The 14,498-nt window shown below is 48.6% G+C and carries 18 protein-coding genes and 1 tRNA gene; 8 read left to right on the top strand and 11 right to left on the bottom strand.

Features of this window, described 5'->3' with window-relative positions; all coding sequences use genetic code 11:
- The first annotated feature begins 1 nt into the window (after window position 1).
- Window positions 2–784 carry a hypothetical protein gene (locus tag IPL71_RS11335; RefSeq protein ID WP_345321635.1) on the top strand — a complete coding sequence of 261 codons (783 nt, stop codon included), beginning with the start codon at window positions 2–4 and terminating at the stop codon, window positions 782–784.
- A gap of 75 nt (window positions 785–859) precedes the next feature.
- Window positions 860–1,036: an SDR family oxidoreductase gene (locus IPL71_RS11340; RefSeq protein ID WP_345321636.1), complete on the top strand. Its 177-nt coding sequence runs from the start codon at window positions 860–862 to the stop codon at window positions 1,034–1,036.
- Window positions 1,037–1,065: 29 nt separating this feature from the next.
- Here IPL71_RS11340 and IPL71_RS11345 read toward each other — a convergent pair whose 3' ends face one another.
- A complete protein-coding gene (locus tag IPL71_RS11345) occupies window positions 1,066–2,286 on the bottom strand; it encodes an NAD(P)/FAD-dependent oxidoreductase (protein WP_345321637.1) in 1,221 nt (406 codons plus the stop codon).
- A gap of 292 nt (window positions 2,287–2,578) precedes the next feature.
- Between IPL71_RS11345 and IPL71_RS11350 the strand changes: the two genes are divergently transcribed.
- The gene (locus IPL71_RS11350) at window positions 2,579–3,412 is read left to right on the top strand and encodes an actin-binding WH2 domain-containing protein (RefSeq protein WP_345321638.1); all 834 of its coding nucleotides are present in this window, start codon (window positions 2,579–2,581) and stop codon (window positions 3,410–3,412) included.
- Window positions 3,413–3,583: 171 nt separating this feature from the next.
- Here the strand turns inward: IPL71_RS11350 and IPL71_RS11355 are convergent, their stop codons facing one another.
- The 4 genes from IPL71_RS11355 to IPL71_RS11370 form a co-directional block, all read right to left on the bottom strand.
- Window positions 3,584–3,775 (bottom strand): MBL fold metallo-hydrolase, encoded by a 192-nt coding sequence (locus tag IPL71_RS11355; protein WP_345321640.1) that lies wholly within the window; start codon window positions 3,773–3,775, stop codon window positions 3,584–3,586.
- A gap of 7 nt (window positions 3,776–3,782) precedes the next feature.
- Window positions 3,783–4,268 carry an MBL fold metallo-hydrolase gene (locus IPL71_RS11360; RefSeq protein WP_345321642.1) on the bottom strand — a complete coding sequence of 162 codons (486 nt, stop codon included), beginning with the start codon at window positions 4,266–4,268 and terminating at the stop codon, window positions 3,783–3,785.
- Entirely contained in the window at window positions 4,268–5,245 is a 978-nt protein-coding gene (galE, locus tag IPL71_RS11365) for a UDP-glucose 4-epimerase GalE (protein ID WP_345321644.1), read from the bottom strand. Before galE ends, IPL71_RS11360 begins: the two co-directional genes overlap by 1 nt.
- A 159-nt stretch (window positions 5,246–5,404) precedes the next feature.
- A complete protein-coding gene (locus IPL71_RS11370; RefSeq protein WP_345321646.1) occupies window positions 5,405–6,301 on the bottom strand; it encodes an alpha/beta hydrolase in 897 nt (298 codons plus the stop codon).
- Window positions 6,302–6,333: 32 nt separating this feature from the next.
- Here IPL71_RS11370 and IPL71_RS11375 point away from each other — a divergent pair.
- From IPL71_RS11375 to rnhB, 5 genes are all read left to right on the top strand, one after another.
- Window positions 6,334–6,408 (top strand) — tRNA-Pro (locus IPL71_RS11375).
- A 173-nt stretch (window positions 6,409–6,581) separates the two neighbouring features.
- Window positions 6,582–6,884, top strand: a complete 303-nt coding sequence (locus IPL71_RS11380) for a hypothetical protein (protein WP_345321647.1) — start codon at window positions 6,582–6,584, stop codon at window positions 6,882–6,884.
- Between the two features lie 12 nt (window positions 6,885–6,896).
- Window positions 6,897–7,709, top strand: a complete 813-nt coding sequence (locus IPL71_RS11385; protein ID WP_345321649.1) for a nuclease-related domain-containing protein — start codon at window positions 6,897–6,899, stop codon at window positions 7,707–7,709.
- Window positions 7,710–7,806: 97 nt separating this feature from the next.
- The gene (locus tag IPL71_RS11390) at window positions 7,807–8,538 is read left to right on the top strand and encodes a dolichyl-phosphate beta-glucosyltransferase (RefSeq protein WP_345321651.1); all 732 of its coding nucleotides are present in this window, start codon (window positions 7,807–7,809) and stop codon (window positions 8,536–8,538) included.
- The gene (rnhB, locus tag IPL71_RS11395; protein ID WP_345321653.1) at window positions 8,522–9,151 is read left to right on the top strand and encodes a ribonuclease HII; all 630 of its coding nucleotides are present in this window, start codon (window positions 8,522–8,524) and stop codon (window positions 9,149–9,151) included. Before IPL71_RS11390 ends, rnhB begins: the two co-directional genes overlap by 17 nt.
- Before the next feature lie 62 nt (window positions 9,152–9,213).
- Here the strand turns inward: rnhB and IPL71_RS11400 are convergent, their stop codons facing one another.
- From IPL71_RS11400 to IPL71_RS11425, 6 genes are all read right to left on the bottom strand, one after another.
- Window positions 9,214–10,056 (bottom strand): SdrD B-like domain and LysM peptidoglycan-binding domain-containing protein, encoded by an 843-nt coding sequence (locus IPL71_RS11400; RefSeq protein WP_345321655.1) that lies wholly within the window; start codon window positions 10,054–10,056, stop codon window positions 9,214–9,216.
- A gap of 109 nt (window positions 10,057–10,165) precedes the next feature.
- Window positions 10,166–10,597 carry a hypothetical protein gene (locus IPL71_RS11405; RefSeq protein ID WP_345321657.1) on the bottom strand — a complete coding sequence of 144 codons (432 nt, stop codon included), beginning with the start codon at window positions 10,595–10,597 and terminating at the stop codon, window positions 10,166–10,168.
- 72 nt (window positions 10,598–10,669) lie between these two features.
- On the bottom strand, window positions 10,670–11,245 hold the full coding sequence (locus IPL71_RS11410; RefSeq protein WP_345321659.1) for an LURP-one-related family protein: 576 nt from the start codon (window positions 11,243–11,245) through the stop codon (window positions 10,670–10,672).
- 33 nt (window positions 11,246–11,278) lie between these two features.
- Complete coding sequence (locus IPL71_RS11415) at window positions 11,279–12,301, bottom strand: L,D-transpeptidase family protein (protein WP_345321661.1); 1,023 nt, start codon at window positions 12,299–12,301, stop codon at window positions 11,279–11,281.
- 78 nt (window positions 12,302–12,379) lie between these two features.
- Entirely contained in the window at window positions 12,380–13,372 is a 993-nt protein-coding gene (locus IPL71_RS11420) for a L,D-transpeptidase (protein ID WP_345321662.1), read from the bottom strand.
- 113 nt (window positions 13,373–13,485) lie between these two features.
- Window positions 13,486–14,427 carry a L,D-transpeptidase gene (locus IPL71_RS11425; RefSeq protein ID WP_345321664.1) on the bottom strand — a complete coding sequence of 314 codons (942 nt, stop codon included), beginning with the start codon at window positions 14,425–14,427 and terminating at the stop codon, window positions 13,486–13,488.
- Window positions 14,428–14,498: the final 71 nt, after the last annotated feature.

The following is a 14,498-nucleotide window of genomic DNA, read 5'->3' on the forward strand; positions in this document are numbered from 1 at the left end:
GGTGATCGCTCTGGTCGAGGACTCGACGCGTTTAATTCATATATCCGGCCAGACAGGTGAATGGTTTGATATCCCCAGACCCGAAAGTGCCTTAAAAGAGGATCTTTCGTTCAGGCGGATACACCAGTTGAGTAAAGGTGAGTTTCTGGTCTTAATGTCTGGTGAAGATGCATACACTGTTTATCTGTTTTCATATGGTTCCTGGCAGAAACAGGAATATTTCTTGCCGGATAAAACAGATTTTTTTACTCTTAAAGATTTCAGTCTTGATTTGAATGGCAACTTATTCCTACTTATACAAGATCAATCGGGCTGGTCAGTGCAAAAAATCTCTCTTTCAGGTGTTGTTGATACAACCCATCTGCCCGTCGTCATCGCTGATAAGCCTTACATTCATTATATGCACATAAAAGTAGATGCTCTCGGGCGGCTTTGGATTAATGAGAATTCCTCTTTTATCTCGGTTTTCAAGCCCGAATGGGGCGGTGTTGCCCATACATTACAAGTGTATACAGAGGATAATTCAAATTTTCAAACTGATTATCATCAGCCCATTGCGCTGCTGTCTGATGGTAAATTACTGTCAACAGGAGCGGACTACGTTTCCTCCATTGACACAGATATTGTCATATTGCCCAATCCTTTGGCTGAGTGGTATGTAAAGATGAATGAATTGCCAATGCCTTTGATCGCACTGGTGTTGACGTTGGCGTTTATGTTTTTAGAATATAAAAGTATTCAGAAAAAAATAAAAAAGGGAGTAGGTAAATCCCTAAACCCCTGATCCCTTGCTTTTTGAATGTAGATCGCTTTGCGCGTTGATCAACAAAATATCAGTCTTGAAGGAATAGTCATTCAAATGGCGAAGAAATTAAACATCGTCCGCTTTGGCGAACCGGAAGAAATTGCCCGCGCCGTCGCCTTCCTCGCATCTTCGCAGGCTGCTTATATTCAAGGCGCTGTCCTTGATGTAGATGGGGGAGCCACTAGAACGCTGAACTCTGTCATAAACCCTAGTCCTCTTTCTTTTTGTTAATTTTATAAAACAAAGAAGAGAGTGGCCTTTTATTCCTTCGTGATCAACCTGACCTGATTGTCATAGAAGACATAGTCCCAGGCCCAGTTGAAGAGGACGATGATGCGGTTGCGGAAGCCGATGATGCGGTAGATGTGCAGGAAGACCCAGATCACCCAGGCGATGAATCCGCTGAAGGAGATGCCGAAGATGCGGGCCACGGCGGCATTGCGTCCGATGGTGGCGAGCAGACCGGGGTCTTTGTAGTGGAAGGATGCGGGGGACTGTCCCTTCATTAATCGGAGAATGTTTTTGGCTGTGAACACTCCCTGCTGAATGGCAACCGTGGAGATCATTGGTAAGGCTTGACCATTCTCTTCGAGGAAAGCGGCATCCCCGATCACGAATGTCTCAGGATGCTGAGGCAGTTGTAAGGTAGGCAGGATGCGCACTCTTCCGGCGCTGGCTTTCTCCACGTTGAGTCCTTCCACGATTTCAGTCGCTTTGACTCCGGCAGTCCAGATCAACGTTTGCGTTTCTATTTTGCTGCCGTCGAGCAGAGTCACTTCCTGTCCGTTGTAATTCTCCAGTTTTGTATTTAATCGAACATCCACATTTTTCTTTTTCAAAAGTTTGGATGTGGCCTGGCGCAGTTCATCGGGATAAGAACTGATCAAGTGCGCTGCGGCTTCAAGCAGAACGACTCGCGCTTCGTTCAAATTCAGGCGCGGATAATCCTTGACCATCACATGCGAGATCAATTCAGCCAGCGCGCCCGCGGTTTCCACGCCGGTGGGACCGCCGCCGACGATGACAAAAGTTAAAAGGGATTTGCGTTTTTCCGCGTCGCCTTCGTGGCTGGCCTGCTCGAACATGCGCAGCAAATGATTTCGGGTTTTGACCGCGGTTTCCAGATCCTTGAGTTGGAAGCCTTCCTTTTCAATGACATCAAAGCCAAAGAAGTTGGTACGTCCGCCCACGGCCAGCACCAGGTAATCATAGGCGATGACCGACCCGTTGAGTTTGACATATTTTTCATCGAAGTTGATCGTGCTCACTTCTCCCATTTGGAAGGTGAGATTTTTTTGTTTGCGAAAGATGGTGCGTATCGGCTGTGCGATTTGAGAGGGAAGCAGGCCGGCGATGGCAACTTGATATAAAAGCGGCTGAAATAAATGATGGTTGTTTTTGTCGATCAGCGTAATGCGGACGGGCACGCTGGCAAGTCTGCGGGCGGTTTCAAGGCCTGCAAATCCGGCGCCGATGATCACGATGTGGGGGAGATGAGTTGTGGTGATAGTGTGCGTCTTTTAGTTGTGATTTATTTCACTATTATTCTACCTAAAACTGTCTTATTTGTAAAGTATTTCACAAGCAAGGCTTTTTATTTGCTGTCAAAAACTTACGATGTTTCAAGAGAGTCTTTGTTAGCGCTTGAGAGATGAAAGGGTGAAATAATGCAATCAACCGCAGATGAAATGGATAAACACGGATTCATACGATTTTTTGCTGATCTTAAATCAATGAAAATTGTATGGAAAAATAAAAATCACGGAGGATAAAATGCAAAACCTGTTTTCGATCATGCCCGATTTTTTACGCGACCCCGATGCTTTCTTTCACAGCATTCAACGGGATGAGAATGTCAGGTCCAAGGCCTTGTCGCTGGGATTGGTTGCTCTCTTTTCTTTTATGATTTACGGCTTCATGCTGGGGCTGGCAAAGAGTCCATTACAGGCATTATCTTCATCGGTTAAAGTGCCTGTGCTTTTTCTTTCCACTATGTTGTTTTGTCTGCCGGCTTTGTATTTCTTTTCGCTGGCCTTGCTCGGCACGCCGCTTAAGATGATGCAAGTGTTGACCATGGTACTTTCCGGGATCAGCGTCACAGCTTTTCTTCTTCTTGGACTGGCGCCGATCACACTCTTCTTTGTGCTGACTTCCGGTAACTATGAATTCTTTCAACTTTTGGCGGTGATCTTTGTGGGCATCAGCGCCTGCATTGGCGTGTACTTCCTCTGGCGCGGAATGACTCTTGTGGAGCCAACACGCACCGATGCGCTCAACATTCTTGGCAAGCGGATTCTGTTCCTGTGGGTTTTGGTCTACGGCTTTGTCGGCACACAGATGACCTGGCGCTTAAGTCCGTTTGTGGGCAAGCCGAATGACCCGTTCTATTGGATCCGTCCTTCGCGCGATAATTTTTATGTGGACGTGATCAAGGCCATTCAAGGTGCGCTTAATTTGCCTGCATCAGATGCAAGCTGGTTAATGCCGTTGATATTTGGCGGGATCTGTATTGTGGGTCTTGGTGTGGTGTTCTTTGCGGGCGGCATGTTGATCGGCAATGCTTCAAAGAAGTCCGCGCCGAAAGTTGAAACGCCACAGGTGAGTTAAGAAAATAAAATCGTCATCCTTATCATTGTGGATGACGATTTTATTTTTGTATTCAAGTTGCGAACACGAAAACCATTACCGCGGAGGCGCAGAGAACACAGAGAAAAAGCTATTAAAAACTCCCCTGGCACCGCCCGCCAGGGCAGGTGTGCGAACTCAGCGCCTCTGCGGTTATTTAAAACGTTCTATCTCTTTTTGCATTACTTCCACTGGAAAATCCATACCGTGCGCAGGATAAATACGTTTGATTCCCATCGGTAAAATCTTCTTCCAGCTTTTTACAACCATCTTGATATCATCCGCGAGCACGGGCAGGCCGGGCGTCAGGCGCAGGAACCAGGCATTCATTGCCATATCACCCACGATAGCATCACCCTGAATCAAGGATGATGCTTGAATGTCCCATGGAATGGCCGGGTGTGTAAACCACTTTGCCGGGAATGCCATATTCAGCTAATGACAGACCTTTATCATCGAGCACCATGTCCACTTTTATTTTTGGCAGATGCGGATGAATTAATCTTTTTGATGCCCACGACATCATGCGTCCATACGCAGTTGCTCCCGCTGGAAAAGGCGGTTCACCGCTCTCGACCATAAACTGGTCCTGTCCATGAACAGCCACCTTCGCCCCGGTCATCTCGCGGATCTCGCTGAGATTTGTGATGTGATCCCAGTGACCGTGCGTGAGCAGGATCAAGTCAATTTGTTTTGGATCAACATTGAGTTCTTTCATCCGGCTGACAAAAGCCGGCAAGCCGCTCCACGCGCCGGCATCCACCAGAATGGTCCGCTCGCCGCGCAGGAGATAACAATTACAAATGCCAACCGGAATGCGGTCAAATCGAAAGGACATTATTTTTCATATCCATGCGGATGAGTGGTATGCCATTCCCATGCGCTCGAGAGAATTTCCTGCATATTGGTGTGAGTGGGCTTCCAATTTAATTCACTCATGATCTTATTCGGAGACGCAACCAGACGGGCCGAGTCACCTGGGCGGCGCGGTGCTTCCACCACGGGTATGGCGTGACCTGTCACCTGTCTCGCTGTTTCGATCACTTCCCGCACCGAGAAGCCGCTTCCGCTGCCGATGTTGTAGATCATCTTGTCTTTTGAATCCAGCGCACCCAAAGCCAGAATATGCGCGGACGCCAGATCTGCGATGTGAATGTAATCGCGGATACAAGTGCCGTCAGGCGTGGGATAGTCGGTGCCAAAGATGGTCGCAGATTCGGCCTGCCCTAATGCAATTTGTAAAACGCGCGGAATAAGATGTGACTCAGGCTGATGCGCTTCGCCGCGGCCGGGCAACGCTCCGCAGGCATTGAAGTAACGCAGCGCCGCAAAGTGTAAGCCGTAAATACTGCGATACCACTCAAGCGCCTGCTCGGTCATAAGTTTTGTATGGCCGTAGACATTCGTTGGGCCGAGAGGTGAGTCTTCGGTCAACGGGGTTTCGCTGGATTGATACACCGCCGCCGTGGAGGAGAATACCAGTTTCTTTATACCCGCCTGCACAGCGGTTTCCATTAATTGTAACGAGTTGGTGAAATTGTTGCGGAAGAATTTGCCGGGGTCGCGCATACTTTCGCCCGCTTCAATAAATGCGGCAAAGTGCATAATGGCATCAAATTTATTCGTGGTGAGCGCTTCGGCCAAAGCATGGCTGTCATCCAAACTGGCATGGATAAATTTTGCGCCCTCCGGCACGGCAGCGCGATGACCTGTGACCAGTGAATCAAAAACGGTAACGGAATGTCCGGCTTTGAGCAGTGCTTCGGCGGTAGCTGATCCAATATAGCCCGCGCCGCCTGTAATGAATATGTTCATGAGGGTCTCCTGAAAGTAATTAACTCACTTTACGCAAAAAAATTGGACTGCGAATTTTAGTCCGTGTTTTCAGTAAGAAGCAGACTAAAGTCTGCGATCCAAAAAAATCAGGCTTCTCGAAGAAAACTGCGTAAGATGGGTGATTAAAGAAATTATATCTTACTGTTCTTCCGATGTTTTTTGCCAGATCCGGGTATACCAGCGCAGATATTCTTCAACGTGCGCGCTCCAGTAGTTTTCAGTGTGATCGCCGGCATAGCGATGAAATTCGTGGAAATAATCATTGCGGGTCAATATCTCCTCCATCAGAAGAGCATTCCCAAGCTGTGTATCTGCGTCGCCAATATCAATCCATAACTGTGGACGTTGTTCCTCGGGCATTTCTTTTATGATTCTTTCCACATACGGTGCATTATCTGTGAAGACGGCTGGGGAATGTAATCCAAGTGAGCCGAATAATTCTGGGTGAGCCAATCCCAGTTTCACTGTCCAACCGCCGCCGCGTGAGAGTCCGCCGAGGGCGCGGTATTGGCGATCTTGCTGAGTGCGGTAGTTTGCATCTACATAGGGGATGAGGTCATTAATGAAGCGGTCACCAAAACCCGGTCCGGCGGCTGAATTCCAATAGCGGTCGTCTGGGAAAACCATGATGAAAGGCAGGGCTTGATGAGTAAGGATCAGTTGATCTGCGACAAAGGGCGCTCCAAGTCGCACCCATTGGTCTTGGTTATAAGTTTGCCCATGAAGTAGATATAAAACAGGGAAGCGAGTGTCTGTTGAATTTTCATAGCAGGCTGGCAGGTAGATGATGAATTCCTGCGGAGGGTTGGTAGTGGGAACAACATCCTGTTTTACAAGCCCAGGCTGGGTGAGACAGGTCAACGGGGTGGCTGTGAATGTGGCTGGAACGGGGCTTGGGGTGAAGGTGGCTGTACTAGTTGCGGTGGGTGGGGCTGCTGTTTGAGTGGCGGGAATATCAGTTTTTGGGGAGCAGGCTGAAAGTCCAGCGAGAAGCGTGAAATAAGTGGTTAGGAGAATAGCTTGACGGGTACTCATCCTTCGCATTATACTCGGCCAGTTCATTTGATCGGGGCGTGGCGCAGTCCGGCTAGCGCGCTTGCTTTGGGAGCAAGAGGTCGGAGGTTCGAATCCTCTCGCCCCGACAAAATGTTTGGAACGGTGAAGTCGTAGGTTTCCCCACAGGGGGGACGATGCGAATCTTCTCGCCCTGACAAAACAGGTCACAGAGACACGGAGACACGGAGGTAATTTCTCTGTGACCCGTGTCTCTGTGATTTAAATCTGTGTGTGCTAAAATTACCAAAGAGGATATCCAATGGCAAAAAAAATTGATGGTGTGATCGAAGCTGTTCGTTATAAAAATGGACAGATCATGGTGGTACGTGCCTATGAACGCCGCAGTGCTACCTATTCAGACCGCGTTTTGCTGGATCGTAAGACGCTTTTGGAGCGTCTAAAAGACGGCCAGAAATTTGTGATCGGTTCACGTGAAGAACTACATGCCAGTACGTTCAAGATTGGAAAGTCTGTCATGATCGTGAAACAGGATGACCACGAGTTGCTTGCCACCCGCGAAAACGCGACGCGTGATGAACTTGAGGAAACACCGTTCTTTTAATTGTGAACTCCCATGAAAATTATTGATAAGACCCCCCTGCAGGACGAGAAGGGTGAAATTAGTTTTACTGCGCGTATTCAGGGAACCCTGAAATACGGCTTGAACTGGTTCGCCGAATTGGAAGCTCAAAAGATCGCGATCGCGCAAATGGATCGTTATCTTGAGAAGGGTGTTGTACTGATCCGTAATTTCACCTTGCCGAATAGCGAGATCGTAATTCCGCTGGTCTTGATCAGTACCGGCGGTATCTTTGTGATCTATGTGACGCATTTAAGGGGGCGTTTTGAAGCAAAGGGCGATCAATGGAATACGATTAATGACAAGGGTGAACGACAGCCCGCCAGCATTAATTTGATTGACCGTGTTTCAAAACTGGCGAATGTGTTTCAAAAATATTTGAAGATACAAAAAGTTGAAATGCAAATGCCGGTTGAAGCCGTGCTGGTTGCGGTGGACCCGGGCGCGCATATCGACTCTCAACGGCCTGTCGCACGCGTGGTAAAAAGCGACGCGATCAAGCAGTTTTTGGGATCGCTCATAAAAGCGCGTCCCATTTGGAGTGCAGAGTTTGTCTACACTCTTGCTGAACGCATCCTTGACCCTGCTCCGCCTGAAGAGCCAAAGCCTGTCATCACGGCTCCCGCATTTAGTGAACCATCACGCCATAAAACTGCTGATCAGGGACAGGCATTTGATTCAGATGAGCTTGGGTTTGCATTTGATGATGGTAATGAGTCTGTTCCGCAAAATCTGCGAGAATCCAACCCGGCGCGCCAGGCACCGCGCTCCAAACCTGTTGCAGGCAGAAAAAAATGTTCGGCTTGAGCAATGCGCAGCTTATGATCCTGGCGGGCATGTTTCTTTCTGGTGCTGTGTTCTCGCCGGCTTTGGCGCTTTTATTTACTACTCTCAATAATCTGCATTGACCACGCCTTTTCTTTCCATTGTTATTCCAGCTCATAATGAAGAGAGCCGTCTGCCTCGCACGTTGGGGCAGATTTTTACATTCCTTGAAAAACAATCCTATCCATTTGAAGTCATTATCGTTGAAAATGGAAGCTCCGACCGCACACTGGAACTGGCGCGTGAGTTTATTTCGCGTTATCCATCCTTAAGAGTTTTACATGAAGAAAGACCCGGTAAGGGCAATGCGGTACGGCGCGGCGTATTGGAAGCGCTTGGCGAATATCGGTTTATTTGTGATGCCGACCTCTCGATGCCAATTGAAGAAGTGCAAAAATTTTTACCTCCGCTGCTTAATGATTTTGATCTTGCCATCGCATCACGCGAAGCGCCGGGCGCAGTCCGCTATAACGAACCCTCTTATCGCCATCTGGGCGGACGCGCCATCAACCTTGCGATTCGGTTGTTGATCCTGCCGGGATTGAACGACACACAATGCGGTTTTAAATGTTTTCGTGCCGAAACAGCCCAAGCTCTTTTCAGTCAACAAACACTCCTTGGATGGTCATTTGATATTGAACTTCTCTATCTTGCGCGCCGCAAACATTTGCGCATCAAAGAGATTCCCGTGCAATGGTATTTTGACGCAGACAGCAAAGTGAACGCAGTGCGCGACGCACTACGCATGATCGGCGACATCTTTCGTATTCACATTAACGCCTGGCGCGGCCGATATGATCTCAACCCCTGATCTTTCCTACGAACGCGACCTGTGGCCCTTCCATAAATATATTGCCGGATTAGACGAAGCCGGACGCGGCGCGCTGGCCGGCCCGGTCTGTGTGGGCGCAGTGATTTTGCCTGATGACGAACCGCATCTTTCCCAAACCTTGAGCGGGGCACGTGATTCCAAACAGTTGACTCCCCGTAAGCGCGCCCAACTTGCGCCGCGCATCAAGGAAATTGCGCGTTCATGGGGAATTGGTTTCGCTGCCGCAGAAGAGATCGACTCTATGGGCATTGTTCCAGCCACACGTCTCGCCGCGAGCCGCGCAGTGGAGATGCTTTCCTTTTTCCCTCAATTTTTATTAACTGATTTTCGGCTCGAACTTCCCGAACTCGATATTTCACAAGCGGCATTGGTCAAGGGCGATCAACGTTCGCTCAGTATTGCAGCGGCTTCGATTCTGGCAAAGACAGCCCGGGATGAATTTATGCGTGATCTGCATAACCAATATCCAGATTATGAGTTTATGCGTCATAAAGGATATGGTACTTTGGTTCACCGTAGAGCAATCGCAGATTTAGGCTATTCCCCGGTTCATCGAAAAACGTTCACATTAAAAAAAACGTGGCTTGCATAAAAAAACATCCTGCAAATTCTTAAGAAGAAATGCAGGATGTTTTTGTGGTTGTTGATGGCTTTTTACTTTTTTAGAATATTATTTCCACCCGATAATTTACTTTCGGGCTTGCCTGAGCGCCAGGCAAAATAACCGAGAACAGCGCCGCCAAGCAAAAGAACTGCGCCGATAATTCCAAACAGGGGAGAAGTGCCGCTGTTTTCAGTTGAGTCATTTGCACCCGGGTCTACAACCACATCTTTGGATTGAGCGCCAAAATCCACAGATGCACGGTCACCGGCATTTACATCCAGGGAGTAGTTCAAATTCATGGTTGGATTATAGTTATCCGGGATGCCCACGGTAATATTGTAATTTCCTTCAGGCACATCCAAAAAACATACGCCTTGATAGGCAGCAGGGTCAGCGGGGATGACCGTATTCTGCGCAGCGGAATATTCGCCATTATTTTCTGTCAGACTGACTGCGCCGCCCGCAATGGCAGGTTCGGTGGTTTCACGCAGCGCGTTGCCGTTGGCATCATCAAAAAGTAATATACAAACTTCTGTTGTGCCAGTGAATGGAGTGGGTGAAGCAGTTGGCGGGACAGGTGTGGGGGAGGGACCTGCAGTGGGCGTGCCAGCCAGAGAGATAATGCCGATCAGCAATTCCTGACCCTCGACCAGACTGCAATTCTCATCCAATGTTGAATTTAATGTGCGAAGCTGCTGCTCTGAGATGTTGTTCAACGCCGCCACGCGAATACAACTATCCCCTGCCTGAACGACATAAACAATGCGGCCATCCGGCCCGGCGGTGGGCGTGGAAATTTGTTGTCGATCAGGGGCCGCATTTGCAGGAAGCCATAATCCAAGCAGGAGCAGGCTCACCAATGTGAATAAGATAAAGAAGCGCTTTATATTCATGCTCAAAATTATATCAGGATTTAGTTAGGCGCTTGTGCCGCGGACAGCGGGCTTTCTTCTAGGTTAAATATAAACTCGAAGGTAGTTTCAACCTTCGAGTTTTTGTTGTTTATTCGTCGCCGCCTTCACCGCCGCCTGCGCTTCCCGGCTGTTCCACGCGGACGATCTCTCCATGATAGTTGATGATTACTTTGAAGCCCATCATGCCGAGGTAGGCGCGCATGTCTTCCGGAATTCCTGTTTGCATGAGCGCATCAAATTGTTTATCTATGTTTTTCAGTTGCTGCTCAATAATGGCTTTGGAGAAGGGATCATCCTGACCAAGCATCTTGGCTGTTTGCTCAGACAAAATATCTTCACTGCCTTTCATCATTTCAGCCATTTGCGCGAGTACAGCGCGGTCTATCTGCTCGGCTGGGATATGACGGCGGAAGCCCGCGTCATCAATGACGTAGCATGGTTCACTGCCAATAAATGCAGACTCGGCGGCGTGTCCTGATTCGTCGATCACAAGTCCGGCAAAGAGAGGTTGATTAGGCATGGGGTGGGTGATAACCTTCTTTCCTCTTTCTTCTTTTTCTCTAAAGAAAGAGGAAAGAAGAAAGAGATGAAATTAACTCTGGCGTCCTTCAACGGCGGCCAGAAGAATGCCAGCGGCGAGGCCGAGGCGGCGATCAAGCAGTTTGTTGACATCCATGCTGAAATCAACAGCCAGTTGATATGAGAACGGATTGAAAGCCTGTTTGAGATCGGCCACGCGATTGGTGCCGAGGGTGATGTCGTAATTTTGCGGGACGAGACCGCTTAAGAAACGGCGAACCAATGCGAGTCCCATGCTGTCTTCAAACAATTTCCCAACGACGTTGTCGCTTACATCAAGAATTTCCCATTCATCGCGCAACATGGAAGCCAGTCCCTTGCGGCGGAGTGCGCCCACTTTTTGACCGGTGGAGCTATCCACCACATCATAGGCGGCGGAGAAATCCATGATCTGGCGGGCTTTGATCGTCAACACTTCCTGGGTTTTGCTTTCATCTGAATACACGCGGATATCTTCGCGTAGTTTGAACATTTTCTGCTCACTGAAGAGTACGAGTTGTCCGCTTGGGTCGAAGACGCGAAATTTGCCGGCCAATGCGAAGACCTGGCGTTTGAGTAAATACTGATTATGTTGAAAAGCTGAATTCATGTTTCTCTCCTCGTTTTAAATGTTGGTTTGAAATTACACGATTTGGATGCGGGTTCCTTCGCCGGGCAGATGCAGATAATCCTCATCAGCCGGGACGTTTGGCCTGCTCCAGCGATAGATCCATTTTGCATCTTCTGACGGAAGATTGATACAGCCGTGGCTGCGTGGACGTCCGTAGTCATTGTGCCAGTATGTGCCGTGGAAGGCGTTGCCAAAGCCGGTGAAGAATGTACACCACGGTACGCCGGGCAGGTCGTAGATATTATTTACTGCATCGCCCTGATTGGTCATGTGGACGGATGGGCCTTTGTGATAGGTGAGGAATTCACCGGTTGGTGTGCGTGTTCCTTTTGTGCCGCTTGAGCAGCGCGATGAGAAGACCATTGTATCTCCTTCAAATGCGGTGACCATTTGAGTGGGCAGATCCACGTGGATCAATTTCTCAGATTCAGGAATGTCTGGAGAAAGCAGAGTCAGCTCTTCGTTAGGGATGATGCGCATGTTGTAGTAGGGGACATAGAATGATTTCTTCAGGTGATTGTCGAAGATCTCATACCAGATGCTTTTTTCGTCACGCGTCACAACTACTTTCTTTACCCAGTGTGTGGTTCCATAATATAAACGGTATCCGTTGTTTGAATACGTGTATGGGGCGAGTCTGGTTTCACTGATCGGGACGGTGATCTCGCCCAGTTGACCGGCGGCCGGGATTTCATAAATCGGTTTTTGCAGTTTGGTTTCCACGGGTTGGAGCCAGCCGGCGTAGGTGTAACCGCCTTCCACTTGAAACCAGGCTTTGTTAAATGGATTGCCTTCTTCACCTTCCACTTCACCCTTAAGACTGATGACCTGATCCATGCCGAAGAGGGATATTTTTTTGGCGTTGAAGGCGGGTGCATCATACAGTGGAATACCGCTCCAGGTGATGCGTCCCTGCGAGGCGGGGGGAGCGGCCAAAGCGGAACCAATGCCTAATTCGGAGAGAACAAGCCCGAGCGCGCCTGAAGCGGAAAGTTTTAAAAAGTCACGACGGGAAAATTTAATATTGTTAATCATTATGGAAGATAGATAACCTTGGCTATGTTTATCTTTCCCTTCTTATTTTTTTCTCATGCAAAAAGGGAGTGGATGAAGTTACAAAACAATTTCAACATTTGTGCCGACGCCGCCGAAGGAAAATTCCTTGTTCATGGAAACTTGCGGAGAGGTCCAGCGGTATAACCATTTTGCAGACTGCATGGAAAGATTGATGCAGCCGTGTGAATGCGGACGTCCGAAATCATTATGCCAGAAGGTGCCGTGGAAGGAAATCCCACTTTCGGTTATGTATTGCACCCAGGGCACGCCGGGCAGGTCGAATCCGCTGGCGGCGATGTCACCGGCGGCCATGTGACGCGATGGCCGTTTGTAATAGGTGAGGAAGGAACCCTTGGGCGTGGTGTATGTGCCCACGCGGAAGATGCCGCCGGTGGAGGCGGGGGTTACAAATACGGGTACATTATTTTCATAAGCGATGACAATCTGTTCATCCAATTGCACTTGAATTTTTTTACTGCTATTGGGAATCTCCGGTGAAAGCGGAGCAAGCTCTTCGATGGTCATAACGCGCAGGTGTTCAGCGCGCGCGTAATAGAGTTTGTCAAATTTGTCATCGCGGATCTGATACCAGACCTGTCCATTTGCGTCGGTTTTTACTGATTTGATCCAGTGGATGGTTTCATAATACATGCGATAGGCTACTTTGGAAGTTTTCTCTGCGGCTTCGTAGGCTTCTGAGTAGGGTACGCTGATTTCTGCGAGCAGGCCGTCTCCGGGAATATTCAATTGCGGCGTGTTCAATAATGTCTGCACGGGCTGCACATATCCCGAATAAACGAAACCTTCCCGCCCGATCTCATACCAGACGCGGTTGTGAGATGTGACATCATCGCTGATGGTGGCGTTGGTGATGTTTAATAACATATCCCGTTGACAGAGTTTAACCGGTTTGGCTTCGCTGGATGGACGGTCATACATCCATATCGTGCGTGTGGTCACACGTCCCTGTACATTGGCAAAGGGATCGTTAAAATGAAAATTGAGCGGAGGCGCAAATAAACCAGCCAGCCCTAACCCGCTCAATTTCAAAAAGTCACGCCGTGATATTTTTTCTGATCTCATTAATTTAATACAAGGATGAAAGCGGAAAAATGAATGTGATGCGTTGTACTTTTCACTTGTTTCCTTGTTTACTGTTCTTCCTAATAATGTACGTTTACCACGGTTCCGACTGAAGCGAAGTTGTACAGCCACTCTGAATCTGGAATGGTCAGATTGACACAACCGTGACTCATGGGCGTGCCAAAATTGTTATGCCAGTATGTGCCGTGTAAACCATAGTCTTTATAAAAATACATAACATAGGGCACATCTGGCAGGTAATACCCGGGACCGGTCATGGCTTGCGAACGCACCTTGATCCAGATTTTAAATTTGCCGGTCACAGTTGGGGTTTGCCATGTGCCGGTGGAAACGACAAATGAATTCACAAGGGTATCGCCTTCATAGGCATATACACGCTGCTCTGAAAGATTCACATCGATCCAATGTTCGCCGCCGTTACTTATCACCTGCACAGGAATATTAACAACCGCAGTGGGGGCGATGTATTCAGGTGTGGGTGTATCTGAAATGATCTCGGCGTAGATTGTGCCAGGCTGACTTGTTACTTCTGGCTGCGTGGCGGGTTGTTCAACAGGCGGAATCTCAGTGGAACTTGGCAGCACAACTGCTTCCAGTGTTGGTTGAGCCGTGGCAGGCACGTCAATAATCGCAGGTTGTGATTCCTGGGTTGCGGTAACTGTTGGCGCTGTTTCAACCAAAGTCACTTCCTGCGGCACAGGTTTCACCGCCACTGGCGCCGCGGCTGGTTTTGCAATATTAACCTGTGCAAAGGATTGTCTTGGAGCGGCCTGCTCTTGTGGCGCAGATGAAAAATTTAAGATGGAAGCCAGCGCAGGCGAAGTGAAGGCAGACCACGCAGCAAACAGGAAAACCCCACATCCCATGACGATCAATAGGATGGGAAGAATTGGACTCCGCTTTTGGGATTTTTTCGCGCCTTCGCTTCGCACGGGACTTTGAGCCTGTCTCGCGTTCTGCGGGCTTTTTCTACCATTTTGTGTTTCACCGGGTCTTTGCATGGGTTACTCCATTCGTTAAGATGTGCTGATATACAAATAAATATGTAGTATGAATAAATCAATTATAAACT

Source organism: Candidatus Villigracilis proximus (assembly GCF_016717045.1).
Lineage (GTDB): Bacteria > Chloroflexota > Anaerolineae > Anaerolineales > Villigracilaceae > Villigracilis > Villigracilis proximus.

What these genes read in the sequence shown, in the direction of transcription:
- IPL71_RS11410 (WP_345321659.1), bottom strand. Translation starts at nt 11,245, where the DNA reads ATGAATTCAGCTTTTCAACATAATCAGTATTTACTCAAACGCCAGGTC.
- IPL71_RS11380 (WP_345321647.1), top strand. Translation starts at nt 6,582, where the DNA reads ATGGCAAAAAAAATTGATGGTGTGATCGAAGCTGTTCGTTATAAAAAT.
- IPL71_RS11370 (WP_345321646.1), bottom strand. Translation starts at nt 6,301, where the DNA reads ATGAGTACCCGTCAAGCTATTCTCCTAACCACTTATTTCACGCTTCTC.
- rnhB (WP_345321653.1), top strand. Translation starts at nt 8,522, where the DNA reads ATGATCTCAACCCCTGATCTTTCCTACGAACGCGACCTGTGGCCCTTC.
- IPL71_RS11405 (WP_345321657.1), bottom strand. Translation starts at nt 10,597, where the DNA reads ATGCCTAATCAACCTCTCTTTGCCGGACTTGTGATCGACGAATCAGGA.
- IPL71_RS11385 (WP_345321649.1), top strand. Translation starts at nt 6,897, where the DNA reads ATGAAAATTATTGATAAGACCCCCCTGCAGGACGAGAAGGGTGAAATT.
- IPL71_RS11425 (WP_345321664.1), bottom strand. Translation starts at nt 14,427, where the DNA reads ATGCAAAGACCCGGTGAAACACAAAATGGTAGAAAAAGCCCGCAGAAC.
- galE (WP_345321644.1), bottom strand. Translation starts at nt 5,245, where the DNA reads ATGAACATATTCATTACAGGCGGCGCGGGCTATATTGGATCAGCTACC.
- IPL71_RS11340 (WP_345321636.1), top strand. Translation starts at nt 860, where the DNA reads ATGGCGAAGAAATTAAACATCGTCCGCTTTGGCGAACCGGAAGAAATT.
- IPL71_RS11400 (WP_345321655.1), bottom strand. Translation starts at nt 10,056, where the DNA reads ATGAATATAAAGCGCTTCTTTATCTTATTCACATTGGTGAGCCTGCTC.
- IPL71_RS11350 (WP_345321638.1), top strand. Translation starts at nt 2,579, where the DNA reads ATGCAAAACCTGTTTTCGATCATGCCCGATTTTTTACGCGACCCCGAT.
- IPL71_RS11360 (WP_345321642.1), bottom strand. Translation starts at nt 4,268, where the DNA reads ATGTCCTTTCGATTTGACCGCATTCCGGTTGGCATTTGTAATTGTTAT.
- IPL71_RS11415 (WP_345321661.1), bottom strand. Translation starts at nt 12,301, where the DNA reads ATGATTAACAATATTAAATTTTCCCGTCGTGACTTTTTAAAACTTTCC.